The sequence below is a fragment of the Aeromonas sp. 11P genome, assembly GCF_051920165.1.
Lineage (GTDB): Bacteria > Pseudomonadota > Gammaproteobacteria > Enterobacterales > Aeromonadaceae > Aeromonas > Aeromonas veronii.
This window is the reverse complement of record NZ_JBQBDJ010000004.1, coordinates 4,748,346-4,769,398: the sequence shown is the minus strand read 5'-3', so window position 1 is coordinate 4,769,398 and position 21,053 is coordinate 4,748,346. Positions and strand designations below refer to the sequence as shown.

General features: G+C 60.0%; 16 protein-coding genes. 1 reads left to right on the top strand and 15 read right to left on the bottom strand.

Annotated elements, in window-relative coordinates; all coding sequences use genetic code 11:
- Nucleotides 1-133: 133 nt before the first annotated feature.
- Complete coding sequence (gene purL / locus ACTG1P_RS22025; protein WP_440000152.1) at nucleotides 134-4,057, bottom strand: phosphoribosylformylglycinamidine synthase; 3,924 nt, start codon at nucleotides 4,055-4,057, stop codon at nucleotides 134-136.
- Between the two features lie 149 nt (nucleotides 4,058-4,206).
- On the opposite strand from purL, the gene mltF reads away from it, so the two are divergent.
- Nucleotides 4,207-5,691, top strand: coding sequence for a membrane-bound lytic murein transglycosylase MltF (gene mltF / locus ACTG1P_RS22020; protein ID WP_421289913.1), 1,485 nt, complete (start codon nucleotides 4,207-4,209; stop codon nucleotides 5,689-5,691).
- A 372-nt stretch (nucleotides 5,692-6,063) separates the two neighbouring features.
- Here the strand turns inward: mltF and ACTG1P_RS22015 are convergent, their stop codons facing one another.
- The 14 genes from ACTG1P_RS22015 to hscA form a co-directional block, all read right to left on the bottom strand.
- The gene (locus ACTG1P_RS22015; protein ID WP_031227524.1) at nucleotides 6,064-6,288 is read right to left on the bottom strand and encodes a zinc ribbon domain-containing protein; all 225 of its coding nucleotides are present in this window, start codon (nucleotides 6,286-6,288) and stop codon (nucleotides 6,064-6,066) included.
- Nucleotides 6,289-6,412: 124 nt separating this feature from the next.
- Entirely contained in the window at nucleotides 6,413-7,909 is a 1,497-nt protein-coding gene (der, locus tag ACTG1P_RS22010; protein WP_005333794.1) for a ribosome biogenesis GTPase Der, read from the bottom strand.
- 74 nt (nucleotides 7,910-7,983) lie between these two features.
- Nucleotides 7,984-9,168: an outer membrane protein assembly factor BamB gene (bamB, locus tag ACTG1P_RS22005; RefSeq protein WP_005333796.1), complete on the bottom strand. Its 1,185-nt coding sequence runs from the start codon at nucleotides 9,166-9,168 to the stop codon at nucleotides 7,984-7,986.
- Nucleotides 9,161-9,811 carry a YfgM family protein gene (locus ACTG1P_RS22000; protein ID WP_236341807.1) on the bottom strand — a complete coding sequence of 217 codons (651 nt, stop codon included), beginning with the start codon at nucleotides 9,809-9,811 and terminating at the stop codon, nucleotides 9,161-9,163. The genes bamB and ACTG1P_RS22000 overlap by 8 nt, the downstream gene beginning before the upstream one ends.
- Before the next feature lie 3 nt (nucleotides 9,812-9,814).
- Nucleotides 9,815-11,092 (bottom strand): histidine--tRNA ligase, encoded by a 1,278-nt coding sequence (hisS, locus tag ACTG1P_RS21995; protein ID WP_005351051.1) that lies wholly within the window; start codon nucleotides 11,090-11,092, stop codon nucleotides 9,815-9,817.
- A gap of 138 nt (nucleotides 11,093-11,230) precedes the next feature.
- Entirely contained in the window at nucleotides 11,231-12,346 is a 1,116-nt protein-coding gene (gene ispG, locus ACTG1P_RS21990) for a flavodoxin-dependent (E)-4-hydroxy-3-methylbut-2-enyl-diphosphate synthase (RefSeq protein WP_005333801.1), read from the bottom strand.
- A gap of 10 nt (nucleotides 12,347-12,356) precedes the next feature.
- Nucleotides 12,357-13,325 carry a cytoskeleton protein RodZ gene (gene rodZ, locus ACTG1P_RS21985; RefSeq protein WP_440000151.1) on the bottom strand — a complete coding sequence of 323 codons (969 nt, stop codon included), beginning with the start codon at nucleotides 13,323-13,325 and terminating at the stop codon, nucleotides 12,357-12,359.
- Nucleotides 13,315-14,106 (bottom strand): PilW family type IVa pilus biogenesis/stability lipoprotein TapF, encoded by a 792-nt coding sequence (gene tapF, locus ACTG1P_RS21980; protein WP_440000150.1) that lies wholly within the window; start codon nucleotides 14,104-14,106, stop codon nucleotides 13,315-13,317. The genes rodZ and tapF overlap by 11 nt, the downstream gene beginning before the upstream one ends.
- Nucleotides 14,107-14,117: 11 nt before the next feature.
- Complete coding sequence (locus ACTG1P_RS21975; RefSeq protein WP_005344856.1) at nucleotides 14,118-15,221, bottom strand: bifunctional tRNA (adenosine(37)-C2)-methyltransferase TrmG/ribosomal RNA large subunit methyltransferase RlmN; 1,104 nt, start codon at nucleotides 15,219-15,221, stop codon at nucleotides 14,118-14,120.
- Between the two features lie 167 nt (nucleotides 15,222-15,388).
- Nucleotides 15,389-15,817, bottom strand: coding sequence for a nucleoside-diphosphate kinase (gene ndk / locus ACTG1P_RS21970; RefSeq protein ID WP_005333805.1), 429 nt, complete (start codon nucleotides 15,815-15,817; stop codon nucleotides 15,389-15,391).
- A gap of 267 nt (nucleotides 15,818-16,084) precedes the next feature.
- On the bottom strand, nucleotides 16,085-17,368 hold the full coding sequence (pepB, locus tag ACTG1P_RS21965) for an aminopeptidase PepB (RefSeq protein ID WP_005344853.1): 1,284 nt from the start codon (nucleotides 17,366-17,368) through the stop codon (nucleotides 16,085-16,087).
- Nucleotides 17,365-18,669: an aminopeptidase PepB gene (pepB, locus tag ACTG1P_RS21960; protein WP_440000149.1), complete on the bottom strand. Its 1,305-nt coding sequence runs from the start codon at nucleotides 18,667-18,669 to the stop codon at nucleotides 17,365-17,367. The genes pepB (ACTG1P_RS21965) and pepB (ACTG1P_RS21960) overlap by 4 nt, the downstream gene beginning before the upstream one ends.
- A gap of 173 nt (nucleotides 18,670-18,842) precedes the next feature.
- Nucleotides 18,843-19,181: an ISC system 2Fe-2S type ferredoxin gene (gene fdx, locus ACTG1P_RS21955; protein WP_005333808.1), complete on the bottom strand. Its 339-nt coding sequence runs from the start codon at nucleotides 19,179-19,181 to the stop codon at nucleotides 18,843-18,845.
- Between the two features lies 1 nt (nucleotide 19,182).
- On the bottom strand, nucleotides 19,183-21,030 hold the full coding sequence (hscA, locus tag ACTG1P_RS21950) for a Fe-S protein assembly chaperone HscA (RefSeq protein ID WP_440002259.1): 1,848 nt from the start codon (nucleotides 21,028-21,030) through the stop codon (nucleotides 19,183-19,185).
- Between the last annotated feature and the right edge of the window lie 23 nt (nucleotides 21,031-21,053).

Genomic DNA, 21,053 nt, shown 5'->3' with positions numbered 1-21,053 from the left:
TCCCCTCATCAACGTACTGGGCGACGAAGCCATTGGTTGACTGGGCATCTCGCCTGTCTGACTCACTCAGTTGAACCATAAAAAAACCGGCCAATTGGCCGGTTTCTGTTTTTATGCGCTGGTGCTCTCTCTATTAACCCAGACGAACCCGGGCGTTGCGGAACATCCGCATCCAGGCGCCGTCCTCGCCCCAGTTGTCGGGGTGCCAGGAGTTGGCCACGGTGCGGAACACCCGCTCCGGGTGCGGCATCATGATGGTGGCTCGGCCATCGGTGGTAGTCACGGCAGTGATACCATCCGGCGAGCCATTCGGGTTGGCAGGGTACTGCTCGGTCACGCTGCCACGGTTGTCGACAAAGCGCAGCCCTACCAGACCGCTCTGCTGCAGTGCGCTCAGGTGAGCAGCATCGCGCACCTCGACACGCCCTTCCCCGTGGGAGACGGCAATGGGCATCACGGAGCCTGCCATGCCGGCGAAGAAGGCCGACGGTGACTCCTGTACCTGCACCAGACTGAAGCGGGCCTCGAAGCGCTCGGAGCGGTTGCGCACAAAGCGCGGCCAGAGATCGGCACCCGGGATGAGGTCTCGCAGGTTGGACATCATCTGGCAACCGTTGCAGACACCCAGAGAGAGGGTATCGCCGCGCTCGAAGAAGCGCTGGAACTGCTCGCGGGCGTTGTCATTGAACAGGATGGACTTGGCCCAGCCTTCACCGGCACCCAACACGTCACCGTAGGAGAAGCCGCCACAGGCCACCAGGGTCTGGAACTCCTCCAGCTTGATGCGACCGGAGAGAATATCGCTCATATGGACATCGACCGCCGCGAAACCGGCACGATCGAACGCCGCCGCCATCTCCACATGGGAGTTGACTCCCTGCTCGCGCAGCACCGCCAGACGGGGGGAGACCCCGCGGGCAATGTAAGGTGCCGCCACATCCTCGGACGGGTTGTAAGTCAGCTTGGCATGCAGACCCGGATCGGTGGCGTCCTGACGGGCCGCGTGCTCACTGTCGGCGCACGCCGGATTGTCGCGCAGGCGCTGCATCTGCCAGCTGGTCTCGCCCCAGATGGTGCGAAGTGCGGTACGGCTGGCACGATAGACCTCCTGACCGCCCCGCTGCAGGGTAATGAGATCCCCTTCTCGCACGGTACCGAGCACATGGGAGCAGGCTGCAAGACCGTGCCCGGCCAGCAGGGTCATCACCGCCTCTTTATCTTCACGACGCACCTGAATGACGGCGCCCAGCTCTTCGTTGAACAGCGCCGGCAGCAGCTCGCCGCCGATACGATCGAGCTGGATGTCGAGGCCGCAGTGACCGGCAAACGCCATCTCGGTCAGGGTGACGAACAGGCCGCCGTCAGAGCGGTCGTGATAGGCGATCAGTTTGCGATCGGCCACCAGCGCCTGAATGGCGTTGAAGAAGCCCTTGAGCTGGACCGGATTGTCGAGATCCGGCGCCTTGTCACCCAGCTGGCGATAGACCTGCGCCAGTGCCGAGGCGCCGAGGCGCTGCTTGCCATTGCCAAGGTCGACGAGGATAAGGTCGGTTTCACCGAGATCGGTACGCAGCTGTGGCGTGACGGTGTTGCGCACATCCTCGACCCGGGCAAAAGCGGAGATGAGCAGGGAGAGCGGCGAGGTGACGCTGTGCTCCTTGCCATCCTGCTGCCAGCGGGTCTTCATGGACATGGAGTCCTTGCCCACAGGAATGGTGATGCCAAGGGCCGGGCAGAGCTCCTCGCCCACCGCTTTGACCGCCTCATAGAGACCGGCATCTTCCCCCGGGTGACCGGCAGCGGCCATCCAGTTGGCGGAGAGCTTGACCCGCTTCAGCGACCCGATGTGGGCCGGCGCCAGGTTGGTAAGCGCTTCCGCCACCGCCATGCGAGCGGAGGCGGCGTGGGAGAGCAGCGCCACCGGGGTACGCTCGCCCATGGACATGGCTTCGCCGTGATAGCTGTCGTAGGTGGCAGCGGTGACGGCGCAATCGGCCACCGGGATCTGCCAGGGGCCAACCATCTGATCGCGATTGACCAAGCCAGTCACGCTGCGATCGCCGATGGTGATAAGGAAGGACTTCTCCGCCACGGTCGGCAGACGCAGAACCCGCTCGGCTGCGTCACTCAAAGTGATGCCATCGAGCTGGAGCGCTTTGCCTTGTGCAGGCAGAGTCACCACGTCGCGGTGCATCTTGGGGGCCTTGCCGAGCAGCACGTCCAGCGGCAGATCGATGGGCTGGTTGTCAAAGTGGCTGTCAGAGAGGGTCAGATGCTTCTCTTCGGTCGCGGTGCCGATGACTGCATAGGGTGCGCGCTCACGCTCGCACAGCGCCTTGAACAACGGCAGCTTGTCCTGCGCTACCGCCAGTACGTAACGCTCCTGGGATTCGTTGCACCAGATCTCCAGCGGGCTCATGCCCGGCTCGTCGCTCTGGATGGCGCGCAAATCGAAACGACCACCGCGCTCACCGTCGTTGACCAGCTCCGGCATGGCGTTGGAGAGACCGCCCGCCCCCACGTCATGGATAAAGACGATGGGGTTGTCGTCACCCAGCTGCCAGCAGCGATCGATCACCTCCTGGCAACGGCGCTCCATCTCGGGGTTGTCACGCTGCACCGAGGCAAAGTCGAGATCTTCGGCCGACTGGCCGGAGGCCATGGAGGATGCGGCACCGCCGCCCAGACCAATGTTCATCGCCGGGCCGCCCAGCACGATCAGCGCCGCGCCGACCGGGATCTCCCCTTTCTGGACATGTTCGGTGCGGATGTTGCCGATGCCGCCAGCCAGCATGATGGGTTTGTGGTAGCCACGCACCTCGACGCCGTTGTGGCTCGGCACCTCCTCTTCGAAGGTACGGAAGTAGCCGAGAATGGCCGGACGGCCGAACTCGTTGTTAAACGCGGCACCGCCGAGCGGCCCCTCCTGCATGATGTCGAAGGCGCTGACGATACGGCTCGGCTTGCCGAAATCCTGCTCCCAGGGCTGCTCGAAGCCGGGAATGCGCAGGTTGGAGACGGAGAAACCGACCAGACCCGCCTTGGGCTTGGCACCGCGACCGGTGGCTCCCTCGTCGCGGATTTCGCCGCCGGAGCCGGTGGCTGCGCCCGGGAACGGGGAGATCGCGGTCGGGTGGTTGTGGGTCTCCACCTTCATCAGGATGTCAACCTGTTCCTGGTGATACTGGTATTCGCCGTTGGCCGGGCTCGGGAAGAAGCGGCCACCCTGGCTCCCTTCCATCACGGCGGCGTTGTCTTTATAGGCAGAGAGGACATGATCCGGCGTCTGCTCGAAGGTGTTCTTGATCATCTTGAACAGCGACTTGGGCTGCTGCTCGCCATCGATGGTCCAGTCGGCATTGAAGATCTTGTGACGGCAGTGCTCGGAGTTCGCCTGGGCGAACATGTAGAGCTCGATGTCGTTGGGGTTGCGACCCAACTTGGTGAAGTTCTCCACCAGATAGTCGATTTCGTCGTCGGCCAGCGCCAGACCGAGCGCCACGTTGGCTTCGGCCAGGGCTGCGCGACCACCGCCCAGCACATCCACCTGGGTGAAGGGGCGCGGCTCGTGGTGAGCAAACAGGGCGGCAGCTTCGCTCATCTCGGCAAACACCACTTCCATCATCCGATCATGGAGCACGGCGGCAATGGCGCTGCGCTGGGCGGCATTCAGCTCACCCTGCCCCTTGATGGTCAGGTAATAGGCAATACCACGCTCCAGCCGCTTGACCTGTTTCAGGCCGCAGTTGTGGGCGATGTCGGTTGCTTTGGAAGACCAGGGGGAGATAGTGCCGGGGCGGGGGGTAACAAGAAACAGCTGACCGCTGGGGGTGTGTTCGGGGATGCTCGGGCCGTAGCGCAAGAGCTGGCCCAAGGTCGCTCGCTCGGGGGGAGAGAGGGGGCTTGTCAGCTCGGCAAAGTGCACATACTCGGCATAGACATCCTCTATCTCTACTCCGCTCTCTACTCCACTCTCATTTCTCATCTGTGCGAAGCGTTGCAGCAGTTTTTGGACACGAAAATCAGACAGTGCTGGGGCACCACGCAAGATATCCATATGACCTTTCTCACCAAGTTTTAAAGTGGGGGGGAATTGAGACGCGCGTATTATAGGGATCTGGCTCACAGCGGACAAACGTTTTTCTCACTTCGTGCAGTGTGACTCTGCGCACACTCTCTGGTATAAAGGTGCCTCTTTTTTGACAAATGCCGATTTTTTCAACAAAGGTACTCACCTACTTGCGCTGCATTTTTCGACTGTTTATCGGGCTGTTGTTGACGCTGACGCTGGTTGGCTGCGACTTCTATAGCCCCTCCAGCCAGCTGGAGCAGATCCGCCAGCGAGGCGAGATCCGGGTTGGCACCATCTATGGTCCCACCTCCTATTACCAACGTGACGACCTCGCCCAGGGGTTCGATTACGAGCTGGCGCAAAATTATGCCGACTGGTTGGGGGTGAAACTCACCATCATCCCGGTCGACACTACCGACCAACTGGTCACCCTGCTGAAAAAGGGCAAACTCGATCTGGCGGCTGCCGCCATCATGGTCACCCCCGAACGGCGCGAGCTGTTTCGCTTCGGCCCGGGCTTCTACCAGGTCTCTCCCAAACTGGTCTACCGCAACGGCAAACCCAAGCCGGCCTCATTGAACGATATCAAGGGCAAGCTGGTGGTGGCCGCCGGCTCCACCGGTGAAGATCTGCTCAAAGAGATGAGCAAAGAGAATCCGAAACTAACCTGGAGCACTAGCGACAACGCCGATGTGGAGGAGCTGCTCAAGCAGGTGGTGGATGGCAAGATTGACTACACGGTGGTGCAGGATACCGTGCTGGCCCGTACCCAGCGCTACTACCCGGAGCTCACCGAGGGGCTGACCCTGGCCCAGAAGCAGACCGTTGCCTGGGCCATGAGCAAGCTGCCCGATGACAGCCTCTATGCCAGCGTGATCGACTTCTTCGGTCAGCGCTTTATGGATGGTGCTATCGCCAAGCTGGACGAGAAGTACTTCGGCCACGTGCAGAACTTCGACTTTGTCGATACCCGTACCTTCCTCAAGCGCGCCAAGAGCCTGCTGCCCAAGTACCAGCCGCTGTTCCAGACTCACGCCAAGAATATCGACTGGCGTCTGCTCGCCGCCATCAGCTATCAGGAGTCCCACTGGGACCCGCAGGCCCGCTCTTACACCGGCGTGCGCGGCATGATGATGCTGACCGAGCCCACCGCCAAGGCGATGGGAGTCAACGACCGGCTTCATCCGGAAGAGAGCATCAAAGGTGGCTCCCTCTATCTGCAACAGATGATGGAGAAGGTGCCGGATTCGGTGCCCGATGACGAGAAGGTGTGGTTTGCCCTCACCGCCTACAACATAGGTTACGGCCACATGATGGACGCCCGCCGCCTGACCAAAGAGCTCGGCAAGAATCCTGACGCCTGGAGCGACGTGAAAGAGGTGCTGCCGCTGCTACAGCAAGCGCGCTGGCACCGCAAGGTACGTTACGGCTATGCCCGTGGCAGCGAGGCGCGCAACTATGTCAACAACGTGCGCCAGTATTACCAGAGTCTGCTCTGGCTCGACAACGAGCAGCAGAAGGCACATCAGCGGGAGAGTCTCGACAACGACAGCGAGCCCGAGCTGGCCGAGCGCCCCACCGCCATCGCCGAAGTGGTCAATCAGATCACCATGCGCTAACCAGCCACTATTCGGCTGTTTTCACGCAAACTTCTCTGTTACCATCGATTCACATCGGAGCCTATCCGAAATCGCATTGTTTTCATTATGTTGAGAGATTAAATAACAGCAATTTCGGATGGGCTCCATCAATGACCCAAGGCCGGGATGGCCAACTGAGTTGGGAGGAGACCAAGATGCAAAAACGTAGAAAAATCAGTCTGGTCAGAAAAGCGAAGTGCAGCTGGAGCCCCAGACGCAAACTCAAGCTTAATGACATCAAGCGCAACCTGTGGCGCAGAAATCGATCCTATACCCTGCTTATTGCAGAGCACACAGCATAAACCCGGCATTCGCCGGGTTTTTTATCTGCTTTCTCACCTGAATACTGTCTTACACCAGCGCCGCCTTGAACTGTACCGACCGCTTGGAGATCAGCGAGTTGCAGTGGTTGCAGAAGTAATCCACCGCGCCGCACGCCTTGAGACGTTCCAGCTCCTGCTGGCAGGTGGGGCAGATGGCCGTGACGCGAACAGGGGCCTGGCACTGGCCACAGGTTTGCTCCTTGCTGCGGGTATCCAGTTCAGCCTGGCATGATGGACAAAGCAGGACTTCCATAATCAACTCCTCGAAAAGTAGATCTGCCATGGTCTTGTTCCATGGCAGATCCCCCTCCCCTTATTCCTCACCTTAACATGGCGAGGATAACAAAGCGGCTGCCGGTGAGGGCAGCCGCAAGGACTTATTTCTTCTTCATTTTCAGCAGGCGTTTGCGCTGACGTTCCTGACTCAGGGTCATGGTGTTCTTCTTGCCTTCAAACGGGTTGACCGACTCCTGGAACTCGACCCGGATCGGCGAGCCCATGATCTTGAGGGACTTGCGGAAATAGTTGATCAGATACCGCTTGTAGGAGTCCGGCAAGTCGTTCAGCTGGTTGCCGTGGATCACGATGCGCGGCGGGTTGTAGCCACCGGCGTGAGCATACTTGAGCTTGACGCGGCGACCGTTGACCATCGGCGGCTGGTGATCTTCCTGCGCCATCTGCATGATGCGGGTCAGCATGGCCGTGCTGGTACGACGGGTGGCGGACTGGTAAGCCTCCTGAATGGATTCAAACAGATGGCCGACACCGCTGCCGTGCAGGGCGGAGATGAAGTGGACACGAGCGAAGTCGATGAAGCCCAAGCGACGATCCAGCTCGTTCTTCACATCCTCTTTCACCTTCTGATCCAGACCATCCCACTTGTTCACCACCAACACCACGGAGCGACCGGCGTGGAGCACATAGCCAAGGATGCTCAAGTCCTGATCGGTGATGGTCTCCTGGGCGTCGATCACCAGCAGGCAAACGTTGGCATCTTCGATGGCTTTCAAGGTCTTGATAACGGAGAACTTCTCCACCGTCTCGTGCACCTTGCCACGACGACGTACACCGGCGGTGTCGATGACCACATACTTCTGCTCGTCACGCTCCATCGGAATGTAAACGGAGTCACGGGTGGTGCCGGGCATGTCATAGACGATGACCCGATCTTCACCCAGCATACGGTTGGTCAGGGTAGATTTACCGACGTTGGGGCGGCCAACGATGGCGAACTTGATGGGCAGGTCGGCGAACGGGGTCTCCTTGGTGTCCTCTTTGGTATCGAGTTCACCGGCAGCCACCATGCGCAGCAGGGCTTCTTCGTCGAAGTCCTCCTCTTCCTCATCCTGCGCATCTTCATCGGTAGCGGAGTCGACCAGGGTCTCCAGATGGGGAGCCAGGGCCAGTTCCAGCAGGCTCAGCACGCCACGACCGTGAGCGGCCGCGATCTGGTAGACCTCGCCCAGCGCCAGACCGTAGAACTCGGAGACCGCGGAATCACCGTCGATACCGTCGGTCTTGTTGGCCACCAGAAATACCTTCTTGTGGGCCTTGCGCAGGTGCTCGGCGATGGCTTGATCCGCCGCGGTCAGACCGGCACGGGCATCCACCATGAACAGCACGACGTCTGCTTCTTCGATGGCCAGCAGGGATTGCTCGGCCATCTTCAGCTCGATCCCCTCTTCGGTGCCATCGATACCACCGGTATCGACCACGATAAATTCCAGCTCGCCCAACTTCGCCTGACCGTATTTACGGTCCCGGGTCAGACCGGGAAAATCGGCAACCAGGGCATCCCGAGTACGGGTCAAGCGGTTAAACAGGGTGGATTTCCCCACGTTGGGGCGGCCCACCAGGGCTACTACAGGAGTCATAAAAGCCTCATTCTCAAGACGACAAAGGCTCCGGGTCCGAAGACCAGGAGCCGGATATTCACATTATCGGACGATCAAGGACGCTTGAGGGCGTACAACTTGCCGTCACGGCTCTGCACATACAGGGTCTCGCCATCCACCAGCGGGGCGGCATAGAGACCACTGCTATCGAGCTGCTGCATCGCCTTGATGGTACCGTCGGTACGATCAAGCCAATACAGGTATCCTTCCACATCACCCACCACCACATAGTCACCGAAGATGACAGGTGCAGTGACGGTACGATTTTCCAGCTGGGTGTTGGACCACAGCTCCAGACCGTTGCGACGGTCGATGGCAAACAGATGGCTGCGGCTATCGGTCAGCACGATGGCATTACCGGTCATCGCCAGATCGCGATAGCCGGAATACTTACGCTTCCACACTTCATCGCCGGTCATCAGTTTGCGCGCCATCAACTGACCGTTGTAGGCGATGGCATAGAGCTCATCACCGGCAATCAGCGGGCTGGCATCGACGTCAACCATGCGGTCCAGCTCGGTGGCACCGCGCGGATCAGCCACCTTGGACTGGCGCACAGGCTGGCCATTGCTCAGCAGGGCGATGCCCACCTTGCCATCGGCACGACCGTAAATCACGGCGCCGTTGGTGATCACCGGTGCACCGGCACTGCGCAGGGTCAGCGGCGGCTGCTCTTCGGAGAGCGACCACTGCATCTTGCCTTCATCAGTGTCGAGGGCGATCAGGCGACCGGAGGTGGTCAACACCACCACGCGGCCATCTTCCACCGCAGGGCTTGCCACCACTTCGCCGGGCACATTGGTCTGCCAGAGCACTTCACCGTTCTCTTCGTTCAGGGCGTAGACCACCCCGTTCTCGGAGCCGAGGAAGAGCTTGCCGTAACGGGAGACCAGACCACCGGAGAGGCGGGCGCTGCGCTTGTCGGCGTTGACCGGCAGGTCGGCCAGATCGACGGTCCAGAGGCGATCGCCACTGGCACGGTCAAAAGCGCTGACATCGCCGTCGCGGGCCGCCGCGTAGATGCGATCCTCTTCCACCACCGGCTTGAGCTGGGAGTAGAAGTCACCGATGCCATCACCCACAGTAGATGACCATGCGGTGTCGGCAGTGAAGGCAGATTCAACCTTGGGCAGCGGCGCCATCGGGTTGAGATCCTCTTCGGAACTGAACAGGGAGCAACCCTGCAGAGCGAAGGAGACCGCAGCCCCCAGCGCCACCATCTTGAATAGATTACGCATCCGGTGCCTCACCAGTCGCAACGGCCGGCAGGGCCAGATCGTCCATTTTCAGCTTGAGCTCGGCGCTACCCTGCAGGCCGCCGGCATCCGCCGCCGCCTGATAGGCATCACGAGCCTCTTCGGTCTTGCCCTGCTTTTGCAGCACATCGCCACGGGCTTCGGCTACCTGCGCCTTGAAGGCGTCATTCTGGATGGTCGCCAGCTTGGCCAGCGCTTCATCTGCCTTGCCCTGATCATTCAGCACACGGGCCAGACGCAGCGCCGCGATGGGACGAATGCTCTCGTCACCCGTGGTCGCCACCAGCTCCAGCTGCTCGGCAGCCAGATCCAGCTTGCCCGCCTTGACGGCAGCGGCAGCCAGTTGCAAAGCGGCCAGTTCACCGTAGGAGTCACCCTTGTTGGCGGTAACAAACTGCTGTGCCTGCTCGAAACCGGCGGCATCGCCCTTGGCAAGCTGCTCAATCACCTGGTTGTAAGAGTGGGAGGAGGCCTCCATGGTCTCTTGCTGGTGCTGGTTGTAATAGCGCCAGCCGAACAGACCGACCAGACCGATCACGGTCCCGGCAATCACCGAGGTTCCGTTCTCTTTCCACCACTCCTTGATAACCTCAACCTGTTGTTCTTCGGTGGTATAGACTTCCACAGCTTACTCTCCTTTGGCTGCCAGCAGGGCAATGGCGGCGTCAACCTTGACGGTCTGTTGCTCGGCCTGACCACGCAGATATTTGATAGTGATCTCCCCGTTTTGCACCTCGGTCTCACCAAGGATCAGGGCGATTGCCGCGCCGCTCTTGTCGGCACGTTTGAGTTGTTTCTTGAAGTTGCCACCACCGCAGTGGCTCATGAGGCGCAGGTCCGGCAGGGCATCGCGCAGACGCTCGGCCAGCTGGAAGCCAGCCTGTTCGGTCCCCTCGCCCACCATCGCCAGATAGACATCCACTGCCGGGCGGATATCGGCGTTGAGCTCAAGAGTCTCCAGCATCAGCACCAGACGCTCCATGCCCATGGCAAAGCCCACGGCCGGGGTCGGTTGACCGCCCAGCTGCTCTACCAGACCATCGTAGCGGCCACCGGCACAGACGGTGCCTTGGGCACCCAGACTGCTGGTGACCCACTCGAACACGGTCAGGTTGTAGTAGTCAAGACCACGCACCAGACGCTCGTTCACTTCGTATTTGATACCGGCAGACTCGAGCAGGCGCTTGAGCCCCTCGAAGTGGGCCAGGCTCTCTTCGCCCAGATGGTCGAACAGACGCGGGGCACCCGCCAAAATGGCCTGCACCTTTTCATCCTTGGAGTCAAGCACCCGCAGCGGGTTGCTGTACATGCGGCGCTGGCTCTCTTCGTCCAGTTGCTCCTTGTACTGCTCCAGATAGGCCACCAGCGCATCGCGGTAAGCGGCACGCTCGGCGCTCTGACCCAGGGTGTTGAGCTGCAGGGTGACATGCTCGCTGATGCCAAACAGACGCCACAGACGGTGGGTCAGCATGATCAGCTCAGCGTCGATGTCCGGCCCGTTGATGCCAAACAACTCGACACCGAATTGGTGGAACTGGCGATAACGGCCCTTCTGGGGACGCTCGTGACGGAACATGGGGCCCATGTACCACATCCGGCGTTCCTGGTTGTAGAGCAGACCGTGTTCGATACCGGCACGGACGCAGCTGGCGGTCCCTTCCGGACGCAGGCTCAGGCTGTCGCCGTTACGGTCTTCAAAGGTGTACATCTCTTTTTCGACCACGTCGGTCACTTCACCGATGGCGCGCTTGAACAGATGAGTCTGCTCGACAATCGGCATGCGCACTTCGCTGTAGCCATAGCTTGCAACGACCTGGCGCAGGATCTGTTCAACCTTCTGCCATACCGGGCTCTGCTCCGGCAGGCAATCATTCATACCGCGAATAGCTTGGATCTGTTTTGCCACGTTGATACTCGAGAAAAAGAGGTAAAATTTGGCCGCATTATAGGGATTTTCCCCCCCAAGGTAAAATCAGGGAATCCGGATGCGGGATTTAAAATCAGTCACCTGGAAAAAGGGCCACCCAATGTGGCCCTGTTTCGCTCACTCCTTGTCCATCGGGATCCGGTTGGCGGGATCCAGCATGGCGGCGCGGGCGCGAATGCGGCGCTCCAGAGTTGGAATGAGATCCTTGTTGTCGAGCCGATCGACCCGCTGGCCCCCTTCATAGAAGGCACTCTTGTTGGCGGCACCCGCCAGGCCAAGGTCGGAGACCAGCGCTTCGCCCGGGCCATTCACCACACAGCCGATGATGGAAACATCCATCGGGGTGATGATGTCTTCGAGCCGCTCTTCCAGCGCATTGACGGTAGCGATCACATCGAACTCCTGCCGTGAGCAGGATGGGCAAGCGATAAAGTTGATGCCACGGGAGCGAATGCGCAGGGATTTGAGGATATCGAAACCGACCTTTACCTCCTCCACCGGATCCGCCGCCAGCGAGATACGCAGGGTATCGCCGATGCCGTCGGTGAGCAGCATGCCCAGACCAATGGCAGACTTCACCGCGCCGGCACGGAAACCGCCCGCTTCGGTGATGCCCAGATGGAGCGGCTGCTCAATCTGTTTGGCCAGCAGGCGATAGGCACCGACCGCCAGGAACACATCGGAGGCCTTGACGCTCACCTTGAAATCCTGGAAATCGAGGCGATCGAGATAGTCCACGTGACGCATGGCGGACTCTACCAGCGCTTCGGGGGTCGGCTCGCCGTACTTCTCCTGGATATCTTTCTCCAGCGACCCGCCATTGACCCCGATACGGATCGGGATATTGAGGTCGCGCGCGCAATCGACCACCGAGCGCACCCGCTGCTCGTTGCCGATGTTGCCCGGGTTGATACGCAGGCAGTCGGCACCGTACTCGGCCACTTTCAGGGCGATGCGATAGTCGAAGTGGATATCGGCGACGATGGGAATGCGGGTCTGCTGTTTGATCAGCCGGAAGGCTTCCGCCGCTTCCATGGTGGGCACGGAGACACGGACGATATCGGCACCGACCCGCTCGATCCGCTGGATCTGCTCGATGGTGGCGGCGACATCTGTGGTCTTGGTGTTGGTCATGGTCTGCACGGTAATGGGGGCATCGCCCCCAACCGGTACATTACCAACCATGATCTGTCTGGATTTACGACGAATGATGGGTGATTCGTGAGAAGACATGGGAAACAGATTACTCCTGAGGCAGCGAGAAGCGAGCTGTACGACCGTTGTTGTAACGGCTCATATCAAACGACTGCCCCTTGTAGTCAAGCTTGACGGCCATGGGCGCGCCAATGATGAACTTCAGGGGCTCGGCGCCTTCCAGCACCAGCTCGTCGTTGGCCTTCTTCAGACCACTGAACAGGGTCTTGCCGTTGGCATCCTTCACATCCAGCCAGCAATCGGCGGTGAAGCTCATCTTCAGTTGCGGCGCAGTCGCCGGATCAACGACAGCCTCTTCAGATTCGGTGCCATTGGCGCCGGATACCGCAGCATCGGTCGCAGTGCCGACAGCCGCGCTGACATCGGTCGGGGCAACAGCCGCAGAAGCAGGCGCCAGGGTAGCAGTCGCATCGGAGACCACCGCAGGGACAGCCACGTCCGTGGCGGCCGGTGCAATGGCAGCGCCTTCCACCGGAGCTGTGTTGATCGCATCGGGCGACGTGATAGCAGGTTCAGCCGGGGTCGAACTGGTTGCACTCATCTCGGTGGCTGCCAGCGCTTCATCACCGGCGGAGCGGCGTGAAGTACTCTGCCACCACCAGGCGACCGAGAGCGCAATCAACACCAGGATCACCAGCCAGGTCACCACCTTGAGCCGACTGTCGTTGGCTTGCTGGCGGGAGCGACGGGAGAAGCTCTGCATGTCGATATTGTCGGGAGGAGTCAGACCCAGCTTGTCGTAAGCAGCCAGAATGGTCTCATCGGGGATCCCGACCAGCTTGGCATAGGTACGCAAATAGCCCCGAATAAAGGTATGGGACGTGTGCTTGTCGTAGGTATCCGATTCGATAGCGGCGATCAGGGTCAGACGAAGGTGAATGCGGGACGCAACCTGTTCTCGTGTCCAGCCTAGCTGTTCACGGGCGTTGCGCAGCAATTGGCCTGGGCCTACTGCCTGGGAGTCGTCTTGGAAATCGTGTTGCTGTTCAATAGTCATTGGCTAAATAACGCTTGGCTTGTTGCGAAGTGGGATATTGCCTTACCAGCTCAGTCCCGAATTGGTGAAGTAATGCCGGCTTGTCCATCGCCTGTGCCAGTCGCAGTCTCAACCAGAGACTCTCCTCGTTCTCGTCTGACACATCGGCAAAACGGGCGAGGTAGGACTGCACATCAGGCAGCTTGCCATCTTTCATGGAAAGCTCGGCCAAGTCCAGCAATAACCCTGGATTGCGGGGATTATACCCCAAGGCCAGGCGATAGTACTCGCCTGCTTTATCATTTCTGCGATTTTGCAGCGCACAAAGTGCCGCATTTTCATAGGTATCGGCAATTTTTACGTAGCCTGGCTGAATAACCGCCTGGTTGAACGCCTGATCTGCCTCGGCATACCTGCCGCGATCACAGAGGAAGGCACCATAGTTGTTCATTGCGTCAGCATTGGACGGATCCATGGCAAGGGCGTTCTTGTAATTGGTCTCGGCTGCCTTGAAATCCCCTACCTTCTGGTAAAAGTAGGCAAAACCGATCTGGATCTGGGGGTTGGAGGGGTCATACTGGAGTGCGCGGTCAAGATTGAACTTGGCCTGCTCGGCGTTGCCCTGACGCAGGTACTGGATACCCAGGTCGAGGCGGGTTTGGGCAGCCGCCTTGAGGTCAGGACCCACTTCACGCTGGGTCGAGTTCTGGCCAGCGTAAGTGGTCTCGGTCACACAGCCTGGCAGCGCGCAGAGCGCTGCCACTACGATCAATGTACGTGTATCCATTCCCTGTCTATACAATGGCTTAGCATTTAAACCATTTTGACGGAAATCCCATCCTGTTGCATCCGATTTTTGATAGTTCGCTTGGTACGGTCAATCACATCACCCACCAGCTGACCACAGGCGGCATCAATGTCATCACCACGGGTCTTGCGGACAATCACGGTGAAACCGTACTCCATCAGCACCTTGGAGAAGCGATCGATACGGCTGTTGCTCGGCTTGCCGTAAGGGTTGCCCGGGAAGGGGTTGAACGGGATCAGGTTGATCTTGCTCGGCGTGTCCTTGAGCACCTTGGCCAGCTCGTGCGCATGCTGCATATCGTCATTGATATGATCGAGCAGCACATATTCGACGGTCACCCGGCCACCGTTGGCATTGGATTTGGCCAGGTAACGACGGACACCGGCGAGGAACTCCTCGATGTTGTATTTGTCGTTGATCGGCATGATCTCTGAACGCAGCTTGTCGTTCGGGGCGTGCAGGGAGATAGCCAGCGCCACGTCGATCTGGTCGCCCAGCTTGTCCAGCGCAGGTACCACGCCAGAGGTGGAGATGGTCACCCGGCGCTTGGAGATGCCAAAGCCGTAGTCATCCATCATCAGACGCATGGCGGGCACCACGTTGGCGAGGTTGAGCAGCGGCTCGCCCATCCCCATCATCACCACGTTGGTGATGGGACGCTTGCCACCGACCACACGGGCAGCACGCCACACCTGACCGATGATCTCGGAGACTTTCAGATTGCGGTTGAAGCCTTGTTGAGCCGTGGAGCAGAACTTGCACTCCAGCGCACAGCCAACTTGAGAGGAGACGCAGAGGGTCGCGCGGTCATCTTCCGGGATGTAGACGGTCTCTACCTCCTGATCGCCCACCTGCAGAGCCCACTTGATGGTGCCATCGGCAGAGCGCTGCTCGCGACTGATCTCGGGCGCCTTGATCTCGGCGATCGCCTTGAGGCGCTCTTTGAGCACCTTGTTAACGTTGGTCATCTGATCGAAATCATCACACCCAAAGTGATAAATCCACTTCATGACCTGATCTGCCCGGAATGGCTTCTCGCCCAGTTCGACGAAAAAGGCACGCATGGCATCCCGATCAAGATCCAGCAGGTTGATTTTTGTTTCGCTCATCAATGGCCTCAGTTCAAACACTTCATCAATTATTGGCTGACGACGTCAGGGGGCGGCATTGTACAAATAATGGGTCTGGCTTTCCACCTGGAGAATAGAGGGATATTGCGTAAACGGCGAAAACAACAAAGGGAGCCGAGGCTCCCTTGGGTCATCATCCACAAAAATCAGCCGCGCGGGCAGATCTCGTTGTCAGAGAAGAAGTAGGCAATTTCGCGGGCAGCGGATGCCGGTGCATCGGAGCCATGCACTGCGTTGCGATCGATGCTCTCGGCATAACAGGCACGCAAGGTACCAGCCAGCGCCTCTTTCGGGTTGGTAGCCCCCATGATCTCGCGATTGCGACGGATGGCGTCTTCCCCTTCCAGCACCTGCACCATGACAGGGCCAGAGGTCATGAAGCTGACCAGATTGTCATAAAAAGGCTTGCCCTGATGCTCGGCATAGAAACCGGCAGCCTGTTCACTGCTCATGTGCAGCATTTTGGATGCCACCACTTTCAAGCCTGCGCTTTCGAAACGGCTATAGATGGCACCGATCAGGTTCTTGCTGACAGCATCCGGTTTAACGATAGAGAAGGTACGTTCGATGGCCATTGATATCTTTCCTTAACTACAGAGTTTTATTGTTAGAATCCATGTTCGCTGGCGATTATACGTAAACAAAAACCGGAAAAACACACAAACAAGCAACTTTTTATTAAACATCACTCCCTTGCAATCAACATCCACACTCATCTTGACCGAGCAGAGCCGGAAAATATGTGCGCTTGCGCACGATAGTTACCTTAAGCCGCCAAAACCCCATCTTTTGTTCACAATTCGAACAGCATGAAAAAGGCACCCGAAGGTGCCTTGTCTCGCCTATTTGGCTTCCGCCAGCAAGGCCCGCGCTATGGTGCGCATCCCCAGGGTATTGGCCCCCGGCGCCCAGAGGGCATCGCCATTGTCACTGAAGCAAGCTGCCAGATCGATATGCAGCCACCCCATCCCTTCGTTGGCAACGAAACGGGAGAGAAAACCCGCCGCGTTGGAGGCGCCACCCGGCCCGCCCCCCTTCACCGGACGGCTGTTGGCCGTGTCGGCGTAATGGGAGGGACACTGCTGGCGGTGCCAGGGCTCCAGCGGCAGCGGCCAGGCAGGCTCATGCTCGGCGTCGGCATAGGTCATGGCCCGGCTTACCAGTCCTTTATCGAGGCCAAACAGGGCATTGTAGCGCCCACCCAGCGCCATCACGGCAGCCCCAGTCAGAGTTGCGGCATCGATGATCAGCGGTGCGCCGGACTCGCTCGCCAGTTGCAAACCGTCGGCCAGTACCAGCCGCCCCTCGGCGTCGGTATTCACAATCTCGACCGTGGTGCCGTTCTTGTAAGTGAGGATGTCGCCCAGCTTGTAGGCGTGGCCGGAGACCAGGTTCTCGGCGCAGCAGAGGATCAGCTTCACCCGCTTGTCGAGCCCGCGCAGCATGGCAAGCGCCAGCGCACCGGTGACAATCGCCGCGCCCCCCATGTCGCACTTCATGGTGAGCATCCCCTCGGAGCTCTTCATGGAGTAGCCGCCGGAGTCAAAGGTGATCCCTTTGCCCACCAGCGCTGCCGCTACCGGCGCCTTGGGGTCACGCCCCGGGTTGAAGTCGAGCTCCAGCAGTACCGGTTCGCGCTCGCTGCCGCGGCCTACCTGATAGAGGCCGACCCAGCCCGCCTGTTGCAGCGCTTCGCCTTTCAAAATGCGATGACTCACCTTGTCCGGTGCCAGCTCGGTAATAAAGGAGGCCGCTTCCACCGCCAGCTCCAGCGGGCCCAACTGCTCCGGGGTAGCATTGGTCATCTCGCGCACCCAGCGGCCACAGAGCCAACGCGCTTCCAGCTCCTCTCTGTCCTCTTCCGAGGACATGGCCCACTGCAGTTGCACCTCCGCCTTGGGGGTTTGCAGCCCTTGGGCAAAAGCCCACTGCTGTTCACGCTCCCAATGACCAGCCAGGGTCACTTTCTGGATCCCCTGCTGGCAGAGGCGACGGGCCGCCTGCTGGATATCGAGCAGCGGATTGGCCGTCACCAGATGGATCACCATGCCGTCGGCACGGTGAGAGAGCAGCGCCCCCTCCCCCCACTCGGCCGGTGCAAATTCACGACTTAACCAGACATTCATGCGGTCACCTCCTGCAGCCAGCGTGCGATGGTGCGCAGACCGTGGCCCTTGGCGCCAGTTGCCCAGAGATCGTTGCCCGATTTCTGATAGGAGGCCGCCAGATCCAGGTGCACCCAGCCTTTGCCCTCATCGCGTACGAAGCGGGAAAGGAACGCAGCAGCCGTAGTGGCACCGGCCGTGCCTTCGGCTGAGGCAACGTTGCCCAGATCTGCAAAAGCCGAGGTGAGCTGGCTGGCATGCCAGGGCTCCAGCGGCAACGCCCACGCCTGTTCGTTTTCCACCTTGGCGGCGGCCAGCGCGCGCTGCTGTTCGGTCTCATCGAGGGCAAACACCGCATTGTAGTCGCGCCCCAGCGCCATCTTGGCGGCGCCAGTCAGGGTGGCTGCGTCAAGGATATAAGCCGCACCGCTGTCGGAGGCCGCCATCAGGCCATCGGCCAGCACCAGACGCCCTTCCGCATCGGTGTTCTGGATCTCGACCGAGATGCCGTTCTTGTAGGTGAGGATGTCGCCCAGCTTGAAGGCGTGGCCGGAGATCAGGTTCTCGGCGCAGCAGAGAATGAGCTTCACCCGCTGGTTCAGACCGCGGCTGATAGCCAGCGCCAGCGCGCCGGTCACCATGGCCGCGCCGCCCATATCGGACTTCATCGGCAGCATGTTGTCAGAGGACTTCATGGAGTAGCCACCGGAATCAAAAGTGATCCCCTTGCCCACCAGCGCCGCCACCACGGGTGCATTGCGATCACCGGTCGGGTTGTAGTCGAGCTCCAGCAGCACAGGCTCGCGCTCGCTGCCACGGCCAACCGACCAGATCCCGATATGGCCGGACTCGCGCAGCGCTTCACCGGCGGTGATGCGGGCAGTAACCTGATCCCCGGCCAGACCACGAATGAGCAACAGGGCCGATTCCGCCAGACTCATGGGGTAGATCTCTTCCGGACAGCCATTGGTGATGTCACGTACCCAGCGAGCCGCCTTGAGCAGCGCATCCAGTTCGCGGGCATCCGCGTCGCTCTGCTGGCCAAAATCCAGTTCACGCGCTCCCTTGGCGGCGTAGAACCCCTGGGCGAACGCGTAGCGACGCTCCAGATCCCAGCCTTCACCGACCAGCGTCAGCCGCTTGATCCCGCTCGATTCGAGGCGACGGGCGGCGCGCTGAACGGTGCGCAGAACATCCTTCTCCTGACCGGCGGCACCAAGATGGATCAGTGCCTCGTCGCCATTGAAACTGAGCTGGGCGCCCTCGCCCCAATAGGCAGCCGCAGCCTGGGTGGATAACGCTACCTTCATCATGTCAGCCATCGTGTTTGCTTCCTTTTTACTGGCACTATGTATAAGCACTCTTTATAGGAAAGAGCTTATTGGCAAAGAGAGAATAACGAATACAAAAAAGGCCGTGCCCCCGAGGGTCACGGCCTTCCACCATATCACTGAAGCACCACAGGATGCTGCACGTGCAATTCACTCATGTGTAATTAATGGCGTTCAGAGGCAAGGTTCAGGGTGTACTTGGGCAGTTCCACCACCAGATCCTCGTCCGCCAATTTTGCTTGGCAACTGAGACGGGATTCCGGCTCCAGCCCCCACGCCTTGTCCAGCATGTCGTCTTCCAGCTCATCGCTTGGCTCGAGCGAGTCAAAGCCCTCGCGCACCACGCAGTGGCAGGTAGTGCAGGCACAGGATTTCTCGCAGGCGTGCTCGATTTCGATACCGTTGCGCAGCGCCACATCCAGAATGGTCTCGCCGCTTTGCCCCTCGAGGGCGGCGCCATCCGGACAGAGTACGGGATGAGGAAGAATGATCAGTTTTGGCATATTACACCTTGTTGACGTTTTGTCCGGTCAGCACCTTGCGGATGGAGGCGTCCATCCGGCGGGCTGCAAACTCGCCACTGACAGCATCTGCCACCTCAATGGCTTCTTTGATTTGATGGGTTGCGCCGCTGTTGCGCATGGTCAGCAGATGGGCGATGGCGGCATCAATCTCGGCACGCTCGGCAGTATTGAGCAGGGCATCGCCATCGGCGGCCAGCGCCGCATTGAGACTCTCGACCACCCGGTCGGCTTCAACCTGCTGCTCGGCCAGCATGCGGGCATCCATATCCTGCTGGGCATTCTCAATGGAGGCACTCAGCATGTTGAGGATATCCTGCTCCGCCAGCCCGTAAGAGGGCTTGACCTGGATCTCGGCCTGCACGCCGGAGGATTTCTCCATGGCGCTGACCGAGAGCAGACCATCCGCATCCACCTGGAAGGTGACGCGAATATGGGCGGCGCCGGCTGCCATCGGCGGAATACCGGTCAGGGTAAAGCGGGCCAGGGAGCGGCAATCGGCCACCAACTCGCGTTCACCCTGTACCACGTGAATGGCCATGGCGGTCTGACCATCCTTGAAGGTGGTGAACTCCTGGGCGCGGGCAACCGGGATGGTAGTATTACGCGGGATCACCTTCTCGGCGAGGCCCCCCATGGTCTCCAGACCCAGCGACAAGGGGATAACGTCCAGCAGCAGCATCTCGGCATCGGGCTTGTTGCCCACCAGAATATCGGCCTGGATGGCGGCGCCAATGGCGACCACCTTGTCCGGATCGATGCTGGTCAGCGGCGTACGCTGGAAGAACTCACCCACCAGTTCACGCACCAGCGGCACCCGGGTGGAGCCACCGACCATCACCACTTCCAGCACTTCCACCTGCTCGAGACCGGCATCGCGCAGGGCGCGGCGACAAGCCAGCAAGGTCCGTTTCACCAGCGGGGTGATGAGCTCATCAAACTGGCTACGGCTCACTGAACCCTGCCAGCCAGCAAAGGTGCACGCCACATGCTCGGCATCGGTCAGGCCGTGTTTGACGGCAGCGGCCACATCCAGCAGCTCGCGCTGCAGATGGGCATCCAGCTCGCCGGAGAGGCCCGCTTGCTCCTTGATCCAGTCCGCCAGCAGGTGATCAAAATCATCACCGCCGAGGGCGGAATCGCCGCCGGTCGCCATCACTTCAAACACACCGCGATGCAGACGCAGGATGGAGATATCGAAGGTGCCGCCCCCCAGATCGTAAACCGCGATCACCCCTTCCTGACCGGAGTCAAGGCCATAGGCAATCGCGGCCGCGGTCGGCTCGTTGAGCAGCCGCAGCACGTGCAGACCGGCCAGACGAGCCGCATCCTTGGTCCCCTGACGCTGGGCATCATCGAAATAGGCGGGCACGGTAATAACCACGCCATCGAGATCGCCCCCGAGTGTCTGGGCGCCACGCTCGGCCAGCTTTTTGAGAATTTCGGCCGATACCTGCACCGGATTGACCAGCCCCTGACGGGTTTGCAGTTGCGGCATGCCATTGTCGGCGGCAACAAACTGGTAAGGCTGCTGGCGGGTATCGATATCGGCCAGCGCCTTGCCCATCATCCGTTTGACCGAGACGATGGTGTTGTGAGGATCGAGTGCCGCTTCGCGCTTGGCATCAATTCCGACCCGAATGGTGTCGCTTTGATAGTGCACCACTGACGGAAGCAGGTCGCGCCCTTGCTCATCGCAAAGGGTATCGGCGTGACCACTGCGAACCGCAGCGACGAGAGAGTTGGTGGTGCCGAGATCGATGCCGACGGCACGTTTGTGCTGATGAGGAACAGCGCTCTGGCCGGGTTCGGCGATTTGCAGTAATGCCATGGGTAATGAAACTTCCAGCGTTA

Excerpts from the sequence above, each read along its gene's own strand:
- purL (WP_440000152.1), bottom strand. The coding sequence starts at position 4,057 with ATGGATATCTTGCGTGGTGCCCCAGCACTGTCTGATTTTCGTGTCCAA.
- mltF (WP_421289913.1), top strand. The coding sequence starts at position 4,207 with ATGCCGATTTTTTCAACAAAGGTACTCACCTACTTGCGCTGCATTTTT.
- ACTG1P_RS22015 (WP_031227524.1), bottom strand. The coding sequence starts at position 6,288 with ATGGAAGTCCTGCTTTGTCCATCATGCCAGGCTGAACTGGATACCCGC.
- der (WP_005333794.1), bottom strand. The coding sequence starts at position 7,909 with ATGACTCCTGTAGTAGCCCTGGTGGGCCGCCCCAACGTGGGGAAATCC.
- bamB (WP_005333796.1), bottom strand. The coding sequence starts at position 9,168 with ATGCGTAATCTATTCAAGATGGTGGCGCTGGGGGCTGCGGTCTCCTTC.
- ispG (WP_005333801.1), bottom strand. The coding sequence starts at position 12,346 with ATGTCTTCTCACGAATCACCCATCATTCGTCGTAAATCCAGACAGATC.
- rodZ (WP_440000151.1), bottom strand. The coding sequence starts at position 13,325 with ATGACTATTGAACAGCAACACGATTTCCAAGACGACTCCCAGGCAGTA.
- ACTG1P_RS21975 (WP_005344856.1), bottom strand. The coding sequence starts at position 15,221 with ATGAGCGAAACAAAAATCAACCTGCTGGATCTTGATCGGGATGCCATG.
- ndk (WP_005333805.1), bottom strand. The coding sequence starts at position 15,817 with ATGGCCATCGAACGTACCTTCTCTATCGTTAAACCGGATGCTGTCAGC.
- pepB (WP_005344853.1), bottom strand. The coding sequence starts at position 17,368 with ATGAATGTCTGGTTAAGTCGTGAATTTGCACCGGCCGAGTGGGGGGAG.
- pepB (WP_440000149.1), bottom strand. The coding sequence starts at position 18,669 with ATGGCTGACATGATGAAGGTAGCGTTATCCACCCAGGCTGCGGCTGCC.
- fdx (WP_005333808.1), bottom strand. The coding sequence starts at position 19,181 with ATGCCAAAACTGATCATTCTTCCTCATCCCGTACTCTGTCCGGATGGC.
- hscA (WP_440002259.1), bottom strand. The coding sequence starts at position 21,030 with ATGGCATTACTGCAAATCGCCGAACCCGGCCAGAGCGCTGTTCCTCAT.